Annotated in this window: 14 protein-coding genes; 8 read left to right on the top strand and 6 right to left on the bottom strand. The window is 50.0% G+C overall.

Translation table 11 applies throughout. From position 1 onward, the window contains the following. Positions 1 to 70: 70 nt before the first annotated feature. Positions 71 to 901 carry an S-formylglutathione hydrolase gene (gene fghA / locus GBAG_RS13595; RefSeq protein ID WP_034497005.1) on the bottom strand — a complete coding sequence of 277 codons (831 nt, stop codon included), beginning with the start codon at positions 899 to 901 and terminating at the stop codon, positions 71 to 73. Between the two features lie 106 nt (positions 902 to 1,007). Here fghA and GBAG_RS13590 point away from each other — a divergent pair, with 106 nt between their 5' ends. The 7 genes from GBAG_RS13590 to mglC all read left to right on the top strand — a co-directional run bounded on the left by GBAG_RS13590 (position 1,008) and on the right by mglC (position 9,203). Next, positions 1,008 to 2,132 carry a YbfB/YjiJ family MFS transporter gene (locus tag GBAG_RS13590; RefSeq protein ID WP_034497115.1) on the top strand — a complete coding sequence of 375 codons (1,125 nt, stop codon included), beginning with the start codon at positions 1,008 to 1,010 and terminating at the stop codon, positions 2,130 to 2,132. Between the two features lie 116 nt (positions 2,133 to 2,248). After that, positions 2,249 to 2,914 (top strand): GTP cyclohydrolase I FolE, encoded by a 666-nt coding sequence (gene folE, locus GBAG_RS13585; protein ID WP_034497002.1) that lies wholly within the window; start codon positions 2,249 to 2,251, stop codon positions 2,912 to 2,914. A 20-nt stretch (positions 2,915 to 2,934) separates the two neighbouring features. Beyond that, a complete protein-coding gene (yeiB, locus tag GBAG_RS13580) occupies positions 2,935 to 4,092 on the top strand; it encodes a DUF418 domain-containing protein YeiB (RefSeq protein ID WP_034497001.1) in 1,158 nt (385 codons plus the stop codon). A 156-nt stretch (positions 4,093 to 4,248) separates the two neighbouring features. Beyond that, complete coding sequence (galS, locus tag GBAG_RS13575; protein WP_034496998.1) at positions 4,249 to 5,271, top strand: HTH-type transcriptional regulator GalS; 1,023 nt, start codon at positions 4,249 to 4,251, stop codon at positions 5,269 to 5,271. Between the two features lie 289 nt (positions 5,272 to 5,560). After that, positions 5,561 to 6,559, top strand: a complete 999-nt coding sequence (mglB, locus tag GBAG_RS13570; RefSeq protein WP_034496996.1) for a galactose/glucose ABC transporter substrate-binding protein MglB — start codon at positions 5,561 to 5,563, stop codon at positions 6,557 to 6,559. Positions 6,560 to 6,651: 92 nt separating this feature from the next. Next, entirely contained in the window at positions 6,652 to 8,172 is a 1,521-nt protein-coding gene (gene mglA, locus GBAG_RS13565) for a galactose/methyl galactoside ABC transporter ATP-binding protein MglA (protein ID WP_034496994.1), read from the top strand. 20 nt (positions 8,173 to 8,192) lie between these two features. Continuing rightward, positions 8,193 to 9,203 carry a galactose/methyl galactoside ABC transporter permease MglC gene (gene mglC / locus GBAG_RS13560; RefSeq protein WP_034496992.1) on the top strand — a complete coding sequence of 337 codons (1,011 nt, stop codon included), beginning with the start codon at positions 8,193 to 8,195 and terminating at the stop codon, positions 9,201 to 9,203. Positions 9,204 to 9,260: 57 nt separating this feature from the next. Here mglC and sanA read toward each other — a convergent pair whose 3' ends face one another. The 5 genes from sanA to ldtB form a co-directional block, all read right to left on the bottom strand. After that, positions 9,261 to 9,980 (bottom strand): outer membrane permeability protein SanA, encoded by a 720-nt coding sequence (gene sanA / locus GBAG_RS13555; RefSeq protein WP_034496990.1) that lies wholly within the window; start codon positions 9,978 to 9,980, stop codon positions 9,261 to 9,263. Positions 9,981 to 10,111: 131 nt separating this feature from the next. Continuing rightward, positions 10,112 to 10,996 carry a cytidine deaminase gene (cdd, locus tag GBAG_RS13550; RefSeq protein ID WP_034496989.1) on the bottom strand — a complete coding sequence of 295 codons (885 nt, stop codon included), beginning with the start codon at positions 10,994 to 10,996 and terminating at the stop codon, positions 10,112 to 10,114. A 130-nt stretch (positions 10,997 to 11,126) separates the two neighbouring features. Further along, entirely contained in the window at positions 11,127 to 11,822 is a 696-nt protein-coding gene (locus tag GBAG_RS13545; RefSeq protein WP_034496984.1) for a CidB/LrgB family autolysis modulator, read from the bottom strand. Next, complete coding sequence (locus tag GBAG_RS13540; protein ID WP_034496982.1) at positions 11,819 to 12,220, bottom strand: CidA/LrgA family protein; 402 nt, start codon at positions 12,218 to 12,220, stop codon at positions 11,819 to 11,821. The genes GBAG_RS13545 and GBAG_RS13540 overlap by 4 nt, the downstream gene beginning before the upstream one ends. Before the next feature lie 196 nt (positions 12,221 to 12,416). Continuing rightward, on the bottom strand, positions 12,417 to 13,337 hold the full coding sequence (ldtB, locus tag GBAG_RS13535; RefSeq protein ID WP_034496980.1) for a L,D-transpeptidase: 921 nt from the start codon (positions 13,335 to 13,337) through the stop codon (positions 12,417 to 12,419). Positions 13,338 to 13,565: 228 nt separating this feature from the next. Between ldtB and GBAG_RS13530 the strand changes: the two genes are divergently transcribed. Then, positions 13,566 to 15,161, top strand: coding sequence for an ABC-F family ATPase (locus GBAG_RS13530; RefSeq protein WP_034496977.1), 1,596 nt, complete (start codon positions 13,566 to 13,568; stop codon positions 15,159 to 15,161). The last annotated feature ends 66 nt before the right edge of the window (positions 15,162 to 15,227 follow it).

Genomic DNA, 15,227 nt, shown 5'->3' with positions numbered 1-15,227 from the left:
CCCAAAGGAGAGGGGACATCCGGTTTTCTCCCTCTCCTTTGGGAGAGGGCCGGGGTGAGGGGGGAAAATATTAAGCCAAATGCTCCGCATGAAAACGCAGATGGTCTTCAACGAACGACGCAATGAAATAATAACTGTGATCGTAACCCGGCTGGACGCGGAGCGTTAACGGCCAGTTCTTCTGCCGCGCCACTTCCGCAAACTGTGCCGGTTGCAATTGATCGGCCAGGAACTGATCGGCATCCCCCTGATCGATAAGCACCGGAATAGACTTGCTCTCGTCAGCCTGCATCAGCAAGCAGCAGCTATCCCATTCACGCCATTTCGCTTCGTCAGCACCTAAATAGGCCGCAAAGGCTTTTTGCCCCCATGGCACACGCGTTGGGTTCACAATCGGTGCGAAGGCAGAAACGGAACAGTAGCGGCCTGGGTTTTTCAACGCGATGCTCAATGCACCATGGCCACCCATCGAATGCCCGAAAATAGATGCTTTGTCGCTAATACTGAAGTTATCAGCGATCAACGCGGGCAGTTCTTCATTAATGTAGTCGTACATACGGAAATGCCCGGCCCACGGTTCTTCAGTGGCATTCAGGTAAAACCCTGCGCCCTGGCCGAGATCGTAACTTTCGCTATTAGGCACGTTTTCACCGCGTGGGCTGGTATCTGGCATCACCAGCACAATTCCCAATTCAGAAGCGACACGCTGCGCGCCGGCTTTGGTGGTGAAGTTTTCGTCGTTACAGGTTAAACCAGACAACCAATAGAGAACCGGTGGAGGAGTGGTGCGCGGCGTTGGTAGAAAAATACTGAACGTCATCTGGCATTTCAATACTGTGGAATCATGGCGCCAGCGCTGCTGCCAGCCTTCAAAACATCGGTGTTCTTCTAGTAGTTCCATCCAGAGGTCCTTATTTATATTCAAGATCGATGAATAACTTTCACTTCTCCCCAGTCTAGTCATGCTGCATCATGCTGGCAACGAAATCGTAACAATCGGGGGTTGTGTGGCGGCACGTATCGCGTTGACGGGATTTTTAGTGTTAGTCGTTGCAATGGGCATTGGCCGCTTTGCATTCACGCCGCAAGTCCCGTTGATGATAGCAGAAGGGCAACTTACCCTAACCAGCGCGGGTTTGGTAGCAGCGATTAACTACCTCGGTTATCTGGTTGGCGCGTGGGATGCCATGCGGGCGCACCGGCGTGTCGAGCTGCGATTAATGGCTGGCGTCTGGGGGGCGGTAATTTTAACACTGCTTTCAGCCACCGTAGATTCCGCACTGTGGCACGCGTTAATTCGTTTTCTGATTGGGTGTGCCAGCGGCTGGGCGATGGTATTAATTGCGGCCTGGACGAACGAACAACTGGCGCATTTAGGTAAACCCGGATTAAGCGCTGCGGTATTTGCAGGGCCGGGGGCCGGAATATTTATCAGCGGTTTGCTGGCGGTTGCAATTCACAGCTACGGGTTATCGGCCAGCCATGCGTGGTTGGTTTATGGCGTTTTAGCGCTGCTATTTATTGTGTTAATCGCCCGCAACTTGCCGCGCAAAGGCGAACTACATCGCCCGGAAACCGCACCAGAGCCGTTGGTTTTAACGCCGCCGCTTAAACGCCTGGTCTGGAGTTATAGCCTGGCGGGATTTGGCTACATTCTGCCCGCGACATTTTTATCGCAAATGGCCAGCGCACGTTTCCCTGGCAGCGCGTTTGCGCAGTTCGTCTGGCCGATATTCGGTGGCGCGGCAGTGTGCGGTATTTTGCTCGGTATTGCTGCGCGTCATTTGTTGCAAAGTCACCAACGCCTGGCGCTGGTTCTGTGGCTACAAGCCCTTGGGGTATTCGCCTCAGATATGATTCCCGGTATGTTTGGGCTGGTGTTAGGTTCGTTGCTGGTGGGCGGGGGCTTCTTGTGTGCGGTGCAATTATCGCTACTCTGCGGGCGCGAGCTGGCACCAAAACATACCCGCTATATGGCAGGATTACTGACCACCGGTTATGCGATGGGGCAGTTAGTTGGGCCGATGCTCTCGGCATTATCGACGTCACTGACCGGGCAGCTTGAGCCTGCATTATATGTCGCCGGTTTTGCGTTATTGATTAGCGGTGGCCTCGTGTGGCGAAGGTATTGACGATTTCAATAATTATCGTTCGCACTACTGGATTATGCGACCGCGCTCACGCACAATGAGCGCACACTTTGCCCCTATGAGGGCAGGGGTCAGCCACACCTGCAGGAGAAAACAACATGTCATCACTCAGTCCAGAAGCCGCACTGGTTCACGAAGCATTGGTTGCTCGCGGTTTAGAAACCCCGCTGCGCCCACCTGTGCGTGAGCTGGATAACGAAACCCGCAAGCGCGAGATTGCCGAACATATGACGGAAATCATGCAGTTGCTCAATCTCGATTTGAGCGACGATAGCTTGATGGAAACCCCGCATCGCATCGCAAAAATGTATGTCGATGAGATTTTCTCCGGTCTCGATTACGCCAATTTCCCGAAAATCACCGTCATCGAAAATAAGATGAAGGTTGATGAAATGGTCACGGTGCGCAACATTACGTTGACCAGCACCTGCGAACACCACTTCGTGACTATCGACGGGAAAGCGACCGTTTCGTATCTCCCGAAAGACACGGTGATTGGTTTGTCGAAAATTAACCGCATTGTGCAGTTCTTTGCCCAGCGCCCGCAGGTTCAGGAGCGCTTAACTCAGCAAATCCTGATTGCTCTGCAAACCCTGCTTGGCACCAACAATGTGGCGGTATCTATTGATGCGGTCCATTATTGTGTGAAAGCGCGTGGAGTGCAGGATGCGACAAGTGCGACCACGACCACGTCGTTGGGTGGATTGTTTAAATCCAGCCAAAACACTCGCCAGGAATTTCTGCGCGCTGTGCGTCATAACTAATCATTAAGTGAGCTGGGTGTATGGAGAGAAATATCACGCTGGATTTTGTCCGTGGCGTCGCTATTCTCGGCATCCTGCTGCTTAATATCGTGGCCTTCGGTTTACCGAAGGCGGCGTATCTCAATCCAGCCTGGTCCGGCTCTGTCACCGACAGCGACGCCTGGACATGGGCGATTCTCGACCTTTTCGCTCAGGTCAAATTCCTCACGTTGTTTGCGCTGCTATTCGGTGCAGGTTTGCAGATGTTGTTACATCGCGGCAAACGCTGGATCCAGTCACGCCTGACGCTACTCGTTCTGCTCGGCTTTATGCACGGCATTTTGCTGTGGGATGGCGATATTCTGCTGGCTTACGGCTTGGTTGGGCTGGTGTGCTGGCGGCTGATCCGCGACGCTCCGGGGATTCGTTCCCTGTTTAATACCGGCGTGATGCTTTATCTCACCGGGGTGGGCGTACTGTTGTTGCTGGGCTTTATTTCCGGCGACGCGCCAAACCGTTCGTGGATACCAGATGCGGCCAACTTGCAATATGAGCAGTGGTGGAAGCTAAACGGTGGCACCGAGGCAATCAGTAATCGCATTGATCTTCTCTCCTCGAATTTAGTGGCGCTAGGCGCACAGTATGGCTGGCAGCTGGCGGGCATGATGCTGATGGGCGCGGCATTAATGCGCAGCGGCTGGCTGCGTGGCGAGTTTAGTTTGCATCATTATCGTCGCACGGGTTTGTGGCTGATTGTGGTGGGCATGTTAATTAACATTCCGGCGATTTACGCCCAGTGGCATGTGGGCTGGATGTATCGCTGGTGTGCTTTCTTGTTGCAAGCCCCGCGAGAGTTGAGCGCGCCGTTCCAGACCGTAGGTTATGCAGCGCTGGCATTTGGCTACTGGCCACAGCTTTCACGTTTGTGGCTGGTGAATGCCGTGGCGCATGTTGGGCGCATGGCGCTATCAAACTATTTACTGCAAACGGTGATTTGCACCACGCTCTTCTTCCGCATGGGCTGGTTCATGAAGTTTGATCGTTTATCCCTGCTGGCCGTGGTGCCTGCCGTGTGGGTTATTAACATTCTCTTCTCTATGCTCTGGCTGCGTTTCTTCCGCCAGGGGCCTGTTGAATGGCTGTGGCGGCAACTCACCGCACGGGCCGCAGGGGTATCACTGAAACATCCAGCAAGATAATGATATACATCACAAACGTTAACGATATGTATGTAACCGTTTTCATTGATGTGATCATCCTCACGTAGTCATTCACAACTCACTGCCAAAATAGCCACCTTGCCAAATACAGGGTGCATCCATGAGACTTATTCCTCCAGCGTCAGGTCGATACCTATGATCACCATTCGTGACGTTGCCCGAATCGCCGGCGTCTCCGTGGCGACAGTATCCCGCGTACTCAATAACAGCGCATTAGTCAGCGCCGACACGCGTGAAACTGTAATGCAGGCGGTGGCGCAACTGGGATATCGCCCGAATGCCAACGCCCAGGCGTTAGCCACGCAGGTGAGCGACACCATCGGCGTGGTGGTCATGGATGTTTCCGATCCGTTCTTTGGTGCGTTGGTCAAAGCCGTGGATGTTGTGGCGCAGCAGCACAACAAATACGTTCTGATTGGCAATAGCTACCACCAGGAAGAAAAAGAACGTCATGCCATTGAAGTGTTGATTCGTCAGCGCTGTAACGCATTGATTGTTCATGCTAAAGCGCTCCGCGATCAAGAGCTGGGTGAATTCCTTGATCAAATTCCAGGCATGGTTTTGGTCAATCGCATTGTGCCAGGTTATGAGCATCGCTGCGTGGGGCTGGATAACGTCAGCGGTGCCTTAATGGCAACACGAATGCTGTTTAATCAGGGCCATCAGCGCATTGGTTATCTGGCCTCAAGTCACGCAATTGAAGATAACGCCCAACGCCGGGAAGGGTGGATGCGGGGCATGACCGAGCAGGGGATCACCCCGCCGGAAAGCTGGGTTGGCGTCGGTTCGCCGGATATGCAGGGTGGCGAAGCGGCGATGGTGGAGCTGCTTGGGCGCAATTTGCAACTCAGTGCGGTGTTTGCCTACAACGACAGCATGGCCGCAGGTGCGTTAACTGCCTTGAAAGATAACGGGATTGTCGTGCCGCACCATGTATCCATCATTGGCTTTGATGATATTCCTATCGCGCGTTACACCGATCCGCAACTCACAACGGTGCGTTACCCCATTGTTTCAATGGCACGTCTGGCGACTGAACTGGCGTTACAGGGCGCCGCAGGGACGCTCGATAATGGTGCAACACACTGTTTTATGCCGACATTAGTCCGCCGTCATTCAGTGGCTCCTCGCCAAATTGCGGCACCGATCACTCTCTGAATAAAGTCTTTTATGTAACCGGTTTCAATTTGTGAGTAAATTCACAGTTAATTAACATTGCGATGACTATGATGTCAGCGTTTTATAAGCTGAAACTATATGTAACGGTGATTAATCAGTTTACGTATAGGTATTAAGCCAAAACTATCAAAAAAGCAGTTATGGATCGTTACGAAACACGGAAGAGTTTTTTTAACAGAGAAAAATTTTCGGCACTCAGTAACGTTTTCTTAACAATGCTGCCTGCCTGAATACCACTGAACTACCCTGCAAAAAAACCGGAGATACCATGAATAAGAAGGTTTTGACCCTGTCCGCCATTATGTCCTGCATGTTGTTTGGCGCAGCCGCTCATGCAGCTGATACCCGTATTGGTGTGACCATTTATAAATACGACGATAACTTTATGTCGGTCGTGCGCAAGGCAATCGAAAAAGACGCAAAAGCATCTCCAGATGTAGAACTGCTGATGAACGACTCCCAGAACGACCAATCCAAGCAGAACGATCAGATTGACGTGCTGTTGGCAAAAGGCGTGAAAGGTCTGGCAATCAACCTGGTTGACCCTGCTGCTGCTGGCACTGTTATCGAAAAAGCCCGTGGTCAGAACGTACCAATCGTGTTTTACAACAAAGAGCCTTCTCGTAAAGCGCTGGATAGCTACGATAAAGCTTACTACGTAGGTACCGACTCTAAAGAATCCGGTGTTATTCAGGGCGACCTGATTGCTAAACATTGGGCAGCAAACCCAGCGTGGGATCTGAACAAAGATGGTCAGGTTCAATTCGTTCTGCTCAAAGGCGAGCCAGGCCACCCGGATGCTGAAGCTCGTACCACTTACGTTATCAAAGAGCTGAACAACAAAGGTCTGAAAACCCAACAACTGCAGTTAGATACCGCAATGTGGGACACCGCTCAGGCGAAAGATAAGATGGACGCATGGTTGTCTGGCCCGAATGCTAACAAAATCGAAGTGGTTATCGCCAACAACGATGCGATGGCAATGGGTGCTGTAGAAGCGTTGAAAGCACATAACAAATCTTCTATTCCAGTCTTCGGTGTGGATGCCCTGCCAGAAGCGTTGGCAATGGTTAAATCTGGCGCAATGGCCGGTACTGTTCTGAACGATGCGAACAACCAGGCTAAAGCAACCTTCGATCTGGTGAAAAACCTGGCCGCTGGCAAACCAGCAGCAGAAGGCACTAACTGGAAAATCGAAGACAAAATTGTCCGTATTCCTTACGTTGGTGTTGATAAAGACAACCTGGCTCAATTCGTCGGTAAATAAGTATCCCGTTCAGGATATGGCTTTAAGTGTGTCGAATCCGGGCGAATTTTCGCCCGGTATCAGGCATGATAATCAGCCACACAGGTATAACTATGGTTGACACAAATACAAATCAGTCGTCGGAATATTTGTTGGAAATGACCAACATTAATAAATCATTCCCCGGCGTTAAGGCACTGGATAATGTTAATTTAAAAGTTCGTCCTCATTCCATTCACGCATTAATGGGTGAGAACGGCGCAGGCAAATCAACATTATTAAAATGTCTTTTTGGGATCTACAGCAAAGATTCCGGCAGCATTCTTTTTCAGGGACAAGAAGTTAACTTTTCCAGCACTAAAGAGGCGCTGGAAAATGGTATCTCCATGGTGCATCAGGAATTAAACCTGGTTTTACAACGCACCGTAATGGATAACATGTGGCTGGGGCGTTACCCAACCAAAGGTGTATTTGTCGATCAAGACAAAATGTACCGCGATACCAAACACATCTTCGATGAACTGGATATTGATATTGACCCTAAAGCTCGCGTGGGCACTTTGTCAGTATCGCAAATGCAGATGATCGAAATCGCTAAAGCGTTTTCTTACAATGCCAAAATCGTCATTATGGATGAGCCAACATCCTCACTGACAGAAAAGGAAGTTAATCACCTTTTCAAAATCATTCGTAAGTTAAAAGAGCGCGGCTGCGGCATTGTTTATATATCTCACAAAATGGAAGAGATCTTCCAGTTGTGTGATGAAATCACCATCTTGCGTGACGGACAGTGGATTGCCACCCAACCTTTAGAAGGGTTGGACATGGATAAAATTATCTCCATGATGGTTGGCCGTTCCCTGAACCAACGTTTCCCGACAAAAGAAAACGTGCCGGGTGAAGTGATTTTGGAAGTGCGCAACCTCACTTCTTTGCGCCAGCCTTCGATTCGTGATGTCTCCTTTGATTTGCATAAAGGGGAAATTCTCGGCATTGCCGGTCTGGTCGGTGCAAAACGTACTGATATTGTCGAAACGTTATTTGGTATCCGTGAGAAGTCTGACGGCACCATTATGTTGCACGGCAAAAAAATTAATAACCATTCGGCGAATGAAGCGATTAACCACGGTTTTGCGTTGGTCACAGAAGAGCGTCGTTCAACCGGTATTTATGCGTACCTGGATATCGGCTTTAACTCGCTGATTTCTAATATTCGTAATTATAAAAACAAAGTTGGTTTATTAGATAATTCGCGCATGAAAAGCGATACCCAATGGGTAATCGACTCAATGCGTGTAAAAACACCTGGTCATCGTACTTCTATTGGTTCGCTGTCCGGTGGTAATCAACAGAAAGTTATTATTGGACGTTGGTTATTAACACAGCCAGAAATTTTAATGCTGGATGAGCCAACCCGTGGGATTGATGTCGGCGCTAAATTTGAAATTTATCAGTTAATCGCTGAGCTTGCCAAGAAAGGGAAAGGAATCATCATTATTTCGTCCGAAATGCCGGAGTTGTTAGGGATTACAGATCGTATTCTGGTCATGAGCAATGGTCTTGTTGCCGGAATTGTAGACACTAAAACAACCACGCAGAACGAAATATTACGTCTTGCGTCTGTGCACCTTTGATAATTTAGGGGCTATTAAAAATGAGTGCGTTAAATAAGAAAAGTTTTCTAACTTATCTGAAAGAAGGCGGCATTTATGTCGTTTTGCTGGTCTTGCTGGCGATTATTATTTTCCAGGATCCCACGTTTTTAAGCTTGATGAACTTAAGTAACATTCTGACCCAATCATCAGTGCGTATTATTATTGCACTGGGTGTGGCGGGGCTGATTGTGACCCAGGGTACTGACCTTTCGGCGGGTCGTCAGGTTGGCCTGGCTGCGGTCGTTGCAGCAACGCTTTTGCAGTCCATGGAAAACGTGAACAAAGTTTTCCCTGAAATGAGCACCATGCCTATTCCGGTGGTTATCCTGATCGTCTGTGCGATTGGCGCCATCATTGGTCTGGTTAACGGTATTATCATCGCTTACCTGAATGTGACGCCGTTTATCACCACATTGGGCACCATGATTATCGTTTATGGTATCAACTCCCTGTATTACGACTTTGTTGGTGCGTCGCCAATTGCCGGGTTCGACAGCGGGTTCTCGACCTTTACCCAGGGCTTTATCAAGATGGGTAACTTTAAGCTCTCGTACATCACATTCTATGCGTTGATTGCGATTGGCTTTGTCTGGGTACTGTGGAACAAAACGCGCTTTGGTAAGAACATCTTCGCCATCGGTGGTAATCCTGAAGCGGCTAAAGTTTCTGGTGTAAACGTTGCCCTGAACCTGATCATGATTTACGCGCTGTCTGGTGTGTTCTACGCGTTCGGCGGGATGTTAGAAGCGGGCCGTATCGGTTCTGCGACCAACAACCTCGGCTTTATGTACGAACTGGATGCGATTGCGGCGTGCGTGGTTGGCGGTGTGTCATTCAGCGGCGGTGTGGGAACGGTGGTAGGTGTCGTAACTGGTGTTATCATCTTTACGGTGATCAACTACGGCCTGACGTATATCGGCGTGAACCCTTACTGGCAGTACATTATCAAGGGCGCGATTATTATCTTCGCGGTCGCGCTGGATTCACTGAAATACGCTCGTAAGAAGTAATCTCTACGGTTTACCAAGACCCGCACAGGACGATATGTGCGGGTTTTTTTATGCACTCTATTTCTTCTCTTTCTTCTGCAATTCCAGCAACTGTTCTGGTGTGACTGCCGGATAAGCTTGCGCATCTTCAGGCACTTCATGCATGGCAGGAATAGGCACCAGCGGCCCCAGGAAACGCGGCTCACGTTTGAAGATATACAAATCTGCCAGCGCACCTAAACGCGCACCAAACTCCCTGATACGCACTGTCATCATATTTTTTGGCGAAGGGACGGCGTAACACTGCGCCTGAATGCCCATATGCAGGGCAATAAAGAGGGCGCGTTCGCAGTGAAAACGCTGAGTGATAATAATAAAATCATTGGTATCAAAGACTTTTCGCGTACGAACGATAGAGTCCAGCGTACGGAAACCTGCGTAATCCAGCACGATATCGGCTGGATCGACACCACCGGCAATCAGGTCTTTACGCATGGTCATGGGTTCGTTGTAGCTTTGCAGCGCATTATCGCCGCTCAACAGCAGGTAGTTTACCTTGCCGCTGTTATAGGCATTTAATGCACCCTGAATTCGGAATTGATAATACTGATTAATCACACCGGTGCGGTAATACTTGGCGGTACCCAACACCACACCAACCTGGCGATAGGGCAAATCTTGCAGTTCGTCGTAAACGTAAGGTGCAGTTTTCCAGCTTATCCAGCGGTCAAGACAAAGCGCAGCCACCACAGCCAAGCCGATTATCACCAACAGGCTATAAAACAAGCGCTTCAACATGGACTTGCGGCTCAATAAAGGGATGGAATTTTATCCAAGGCTACTTTACCTGGTGGTTAAGAGCAAGATTCGCGGAATTGGTTGGACTAAAAATCGCCAATGCGAGCGCTCTTGCGCCCGCATTGGTTTCATCAATTCAACAGTGCGCGGTCGATATTCATACAGCCCAACGCTTTTAACGTGGCGGCTGTCGCGTCCCATTGTGTCAATGGCGCTTCGGCTTTTTCAGCCAGAATCGCGCGCTGGATATCATTGTAATCGTAGCCGGAAAGGCTCAACAGATTCAGCGCAGCTTGCAGCGGGGGTAGGGAAGGGTTGAATGCGGCGTTTTCCGCATAACTACCGGTGAAAATTGTCCCATCGCGCATTTCCAGCGCAACACCCGAAGGCGCATTACTGTAAGGCGCATGGCTGCGGTTTGCGGCCGTGATGGCGGCATGGCTGAGTTCATCGCCTTGCAGCGTAAAACCATGATCCATTTCATCCAGCAGCAACGTTTTGATTTCTAAATCACGCGGACCAAATGCGTCTGGCAGATAGTCGCCAAGAGTTGCAGGCTTGCGGCCCGGCAAATTAATGCGCAATGCCACGCCGCTGTTCAGTTCATTCATAAACTGGCGGCAATGGCCACACGGCGTATAGTTGACGGTAATCGCGGCGAGGGCTTTTTCGCCACGCATCCACGCATGGGTAATTGCACTTTGCTCGGCATGAACGGTTTGCTGCATGGTGGAGCCAAGAAACTCCATATTGCCGCCGAAATAGAGATTTCCGCTGACGCCACGCGCTACCGCACCCACATAGAACTGCGACAAATCCGCGCGGGCACAGGCTGCTGCAAGCGGCAGCAAAGCAAATGCCAGCGCGTCATCATCAAACCCGGTCTGGGTTTTCAATGATTCCACTTCAGTAGCGCTAAACATCGCCGGGAAGTGGGCATCAGCAATCAAGGGTTGCAAAGCGGCTTGCAGTGAAGCCGGGAGTTGTGCGAGAGCAGCCTGAAAACGTGAGCGCATGGATCGTAGCCTCATAACAAGTAATTGAACCGTAGTTTACGGTTCTGTATGGGCTTTATATGTGATCTTTCTCTAATTACAAATGCAACTTATGAAATAAAGAATGAAATTGCGCGATCTCTCGCAAGTTTTAACCAAATACAGCCAAAATCACCGGGAATAAGAATGGGGCAACCAGCGACGTAATAATGCCGCAAATCACCAGCGCCAGTGAGCTGAATGCGCCTTCCTGGAAATCCAGTTCAGCACAACGCGCAGTCCCAAGGGCGTGAGAGGCAGCACCCATCGACAGGCCGCGCGACGCTTTGGTTTTAATACCCATTAGATTCAGAATGCTATGGCCAAATACCGCGCCCAGAATCCCCACGAAAATCACGCAGACGGCGCTAATTGCCGGGATGCCGCCTATACTGCCGCCCACAGCCATGGCAATCGGTGTGGTGACAGATTTAGGCAAGATTGACGCGGCGATTTGTGGTGTGGCACCCATTAATAATGCAACCGATGTACCGGTAATCATCGCGACCATGCTGCCAATAAAACAGATAGTGATAATGGATTTCCAGCGTGCACGAATCTGGTGAAGCTGTTCATACAGTGGGAATGCGAGGGCAACTACCGCCGGTTGTAGCAAATCGTTCAGCACTTTACTGCCAGCGAAATAGTGATCATAGGGCGTTCCGGTAAACACCAGAATAGGGATGATAACAATCATCGAAACCAGTAACGGGTTCAGCAGCGGCGACTTATAACGCATTCCGATTTGGCGGGCGAGAAAGAAGGTCACCAGCGTTAAAGGTAAAGACCACCAGATATGATGCATCATTTTGTTTCACCCTCGCTTTCACCCACGACTTTACGTTCGCCGTGAACCAAATGAGAACTCCAGCTCACGATAACTAATACCACTAAGGTACTGATAAAGCAGGAGACAACCACCGGGCCAAATTGCTGTTTTATCACATCAACATACTGCATGACGCCCACACCAATCGGTACAAAGAGCAACGCCATATAACGAATCAGCAGGTGGCAACTTGGTTTAACCCATTTCGCTGGCAGGATTTGCAGAGAGAGCAAAACAAACAGAATTAACATGCCGATAATGCTGCCAGGAATGGTGATCGGCAACAGCGATGCAATAGCAATGCCCACATATAAGCATATGTAAATTAATACAAATGAACGCAGGTACTGCCAAATTACGGTGAGCGAATTACGCATGGTGATGACCCTTTAAGAAACGCATTCATCATACAATTAAAGCTGAAAATGTGCTACCGATCACATCATGAATTATGAGCATACCAAATATTCCAAATTGGAACGTTCCAGAATGTTTTGGGCAATCTGCCAAATCCCATTTTGCAGGCATAAAAAAAGCGACCCGTAGGTCGCTTAGTTATGCTCGAAAGTTCGATTAGTTCAAACGAACCGGCATACCGGAACGGTTCAGAATCGCCTGATCCAGCACGGTGCTGTCAACGTCTGGCTGAGCGGTAATGGCAGTCACGTTGCTTTTCAGCGCGATTGGCACGATCTCAGTTGAGTTAAACTGCTCTTCAGTAGTAGACAGTGGGTTATGCACTTCTACATAGCGCGTGCCATCAGGCTCAACGGTGGCTTTCACCGGTTCGTTGATGAACTGAACACGCGTACCGACTGGCACTTTCTCGAACAGGAATTTGATGTCTTCGTTACGCAGACGCACACAACCGTGGCTCACTCGCAGACCGATACCAAAGTTGGCGTTGGTGCCGTGAATCGCATACAGACGGCCAATGTACAGCGCGTATAGACCCATTGGGTTATCCGGACCGGCTGGTACAACGGCTGGCAGCGGCGTACCGGCAGCAATATATTCTGCGTGCATTTTCGCCGTTGGTGTCCAGGTCGGGCCTGCTTTCTTACGTTCTACCTTAGTGGTCCAGTTCAGCGGAGTATCTTTACCCAACTGGCCGATACCGATTGGCAACACGATAACGGTGTTGGTGCCAGCCGGGTAGTAGTAAAGGCGCATTTCAGCACTGTTAATCACGATACCTTCATGAACGGTATCCGGCAGAATTAACTGCTGAGGAATGTTCAGGATGGTGCCAGGCTTTGGCAGATAAGGGTCTACACCTGGGTTAGCTTCCAGCATGTTGGAAAGGCCCATCTGGTAACGCGCCGCATATTCTTCCAGCGGTGCAGTGCTACCTTCAGGGATAGTAACAACCTGGTTTTGACCAATCAGACGACTGCCATCGGTTGGCAGAGGATAAGTCACGGCAGAAGCTGTTTTGCTAAAAGCCACGACAGCCACAAATGCCAGTAAAATTGTGCGTAGTTTCATATTCATTTTATGCGAAGTATTTATGGCCATGCAGGCTAGTTAGTGAAGAGACGGAGCGATTTAAGCGCGCATTATATGTGCATTCTGTCAGACAGGGAAATCAGATGTGGATTAAATCACACTTTTTTGCATATTGATTATTTTATCACCAGCGCACAAGCAGAGCGATCTACACGTTGAGTTATGGCATAATGTGCCCGATCTCACATATTACAATTTTATCAGGACATCTCTGTGCTAGTTTCCAGTAACGTCACAATGCAGTTCGGCAGTAAGCCGTTGTTTGAAAATATTTCTGTCAAATTTGGCGGCGGCAACCGTTACGGCTTGATCGGCGCCAACGGTAGCGGCAAGTCTACCTTTATGAAGATCCTCGGTGGCGATTTAGAGCCAACGCTGGGTAACGTTTCACTCGATCCTAACGAGCGCATCGGTAAATTGCGTCAGGATCAGTTCGCCTTTGAAAAGTTCACCGTTCTCGATACGGTCATCATGGGCCATGCCGAACTGTGGGCTGTAAAAGAAGAGCGCGACCGCATTTATGCGCTGCCAGAGATGAGCGAAGAAGACGGCTATAAAGTTGCCGATCTGGAAGTTCTCTACGGCGAAATGGACGGTTACACCGCCGAAGCGCGTGCCGGTGAATTACTGCTTGGCGTAGGGATCCCTGTTGAACAGCATTACGGCCCGATGAGCGAAGTCGCTCCAGGCTGGAAACTGCGTGTGCTGCTGGCGCAGGCGCTGTTCTCAAACCCGGATATCCTGCTGCTCGATGAACCGACGAACAACCTCGACATCGACACCATTCGTTGGCTGGAAACGGTTCTCAACGAACGTAACAGCACCATGGTCATCATTTCGCACGACCGTCACTTCCTGAACATGGTTTGTACGCACATGGCGGACCTGGACTACGGCGAACTGCGCGTTTATCCAGGTAACTACGACGAATACATGACGGCGGCAACACAAGTTCGTGAACGTCTGCTGTCTGATAACGCGAAGAAAAAAGCGCAGATTGCTGACCTGCAATCCTTCGTTAGCCGCTTTAGTGCCAACGCCTCGAAATCTCGCCAGGCGACTTCTCGTGCGCGTCAGATTGATAAAATCAAACTCGACGAAGTTAAAGCCTCCAGCCGTCAGAACCCGTTCATTCGCTTCGAGCAGGACAAGAAACTGTTCCGTAATGCGCTTGAAGTGGAATCACTGGCGAAAGGTTTTGACAACGGCCCGCTGTTCAAAGGCGTTAACATGCTGCTGGAAGTGGGTGAGAAACTCGCCATTCTGGGTACCAACGGCGTGGGTAAAACCACTCTGCTTAAAACGCTGGTTGCCGAACTGGCTCCAGACGCAGGTACAGTTAAATGGTCTGAGAATGTGCAAATCGGCTATTACGCGCAGGATCACGAATACGAGTTTGAAAATGACCTGACCGTGTTCGACTGGATGAGCCAGTGGATGCAAGAAGGTGACGACGAGCAAGCGGTGCGCAGCATTCTGGGTCGTCTGTTGTTCAGCCAGGACGATATCAAAAAGCCTGCGAAGGTGCTGTCCGGTGGTGAGAAAGGCCGTATGTTGTTTGGTAAATTGATGATGGAACGTCCGAACGTTCTGGTCATGGACGAACCAACCAACCACCTGGATATGGAATCCATTGAATCGCTGAACATGGCGCTGGAAATGTACCCGGGCACGCTGATCTTTGTCTCTCACGACCGTGAATTTGTGAGCTCGCTGGCCACCCGCGTGATTGAAATTTCGCCAGAGCGTGTGGTTGACTTTACCGGCGGCTATGAAGATTACCTGCGCAGTAAAGGTATTGATAACTAAGTTTTAGCTTAGAACGCCCTCACCCTAGCCCTCTCCTCCAGGAGAGGGAACTGACGGTTTTCACCC

It is taken from the genome of Buttiauxella agrestis ATCC 33320 (assembly GCF_000735355.1).
GTDB lineage: Bacteria > Pseudomonadota > Gammaproteobacteria > Enterobacterales > Enterobacteriaceae > Buttiauxella > Buttiauxella agrestis.
Note: the sequence above shows the minus strand (reverse complement) of the source record. Positions and strands in the feature narration are given on the sequence as shown.